Annotated in this window: 2 protein-coding genes; both read left to right on the forward strand. The window is 32.7% G+C overall.

Annotated features, from left to right (window positions below):
- Positions 1-40: 40 nt before the first annotated feature.
- Positions 41-475 (forward strand): transposase, encoded by a 435-nt coding sequence (locus DRF59_RS21035; protein ID WP_206606757.1) that lies wholly within the window; start codon positions 41-43, stop codon positions 473-475.
- The gene (locus DRF59_RS20635; protein ID WP_206606758.1) at positions 472-1,341 is read left to right on the forward strand and encodes an IS3 family transposase; all 870 of its coding nucleotides are present in this window, start codon (positions 472-474) and stop codon (positions 1,339-1,341) included. Before DRF59_RS21035 ends, DRF59_RS20635 begins: the two co-directional genes overlap by 4 nt.
- The last annotated feature ends 18 nt before the right edge of the window (positions 1,342-1,359 follow it).

Consider the following 1,359-nt stretch of genomic DNA (forward strand, 5'->3'; position numbering starts at 1 on the left):
TGTCTCGTCCTGAAATAGCGATACACAAAAAAGAATCGTTATGGCAGAAACATTAACATCCACGTACATTAAACGTACCCAGAAGGATTACAGTTTAAGTTTAAAACTTCAAATCGTGAAAGAAGTTGAATCTGGAGTCTCCACTATTACTAATTGTCGTAAGAAATATGGTATTCAATCTCATGGTACTATTTTAAATTGGCTAAGAAAATATGGTAACTTTGATTGGGAAAACCAAAGACCTTACGCGATGGAAAAAACACCTGAACAACGTATTATGGAATTAGAAGCCCAGGTAAGGCTTCTTGAAAAGCAAAAGGCATTCTTAGAAAAGCAGGCTTATATTGCAGATAAAAAGTCCATATTTTTTGATATGATGATTGATCTGGCTGAGAAAGAATATCACATTGATATTCGAAAAAACTCACCACCCGAACAATCGATTACTTCCGCAGTAAAGAAAAAGAAACTTTGATTTTTACTTGCGGATTGTTAGGGTTAAATAGACAAATCTATTATAGAAGTATAAAGCGTACGAAAGTTTGTAAAGATAAAGCTTCAGAGGTAGTAAAGCTGGTAGAGAATCTTCGTGTTAAGATGCCCCGGTTAGGAGGCAGGAAATTATATTTTATCTTACAGAGATCCTTAAGCTCCATTAAGGTAGGGAGAGATAAATTCTTTGCCATCTTAAAAGCTAATCATTTATTGATTGAACCTCGCAAAAGCTATCACATTACGACCAACTCTCATCATCGTTTTAGAAAGCATAAGAACTTGCTCCTGGACTATCAGATAACAAAGCCCAACCAAGTATGGGTTGCAGATATTACTTATATAGGAACCCGAAAAAATCCAAGCTATTTAAGTTTAATAACTGATGCGTATTCTAAGAAAATAATGGGACATTTTGTTGCAGACAATTTGAATACACAGAGTAGTATTATAGCTTTAAAAAGAGCTCTCAAGAAGCATAAAGGGATGAGAGAATCTTTAATCCATCATTCCGATCGTGGTTTACAATACTGCTCGAATGAGTATCAAAAACTTTTACAGAAACATCAATTAAAATGTAGTATGACACAAAACTCTGATCCTTATGAAAATGCAATAGCAGAGAGAGTGAATGGTATTTTAAAGCATGAGTTTGATATTGATAAACATGATATAAACAATAATTTAAGGAAAAAGATAGTAAATGAATCTATCGAAATCTACAATGATTTACGCCCACATTTTTCAAATCATTATCTAACTCCAAACCAAATGCATAACCAGTCACAAATTAAAATGAAAACCTATAAAAACAAAAACCAAAGTAATAGTAAAATTACTCTGGTTTAATTATTTATTTTTGTACTT

It is taken from the genome of Chryseobacterium flavum (genome assembly GCF_003385595.1).
Taxonomy (GTDB): Bacteria; Bacteroidota; Bacteroidia; order Flavobacteriales; family Weeksellaceae; genus Chryseobacterium; species Chryseobacterium flavum.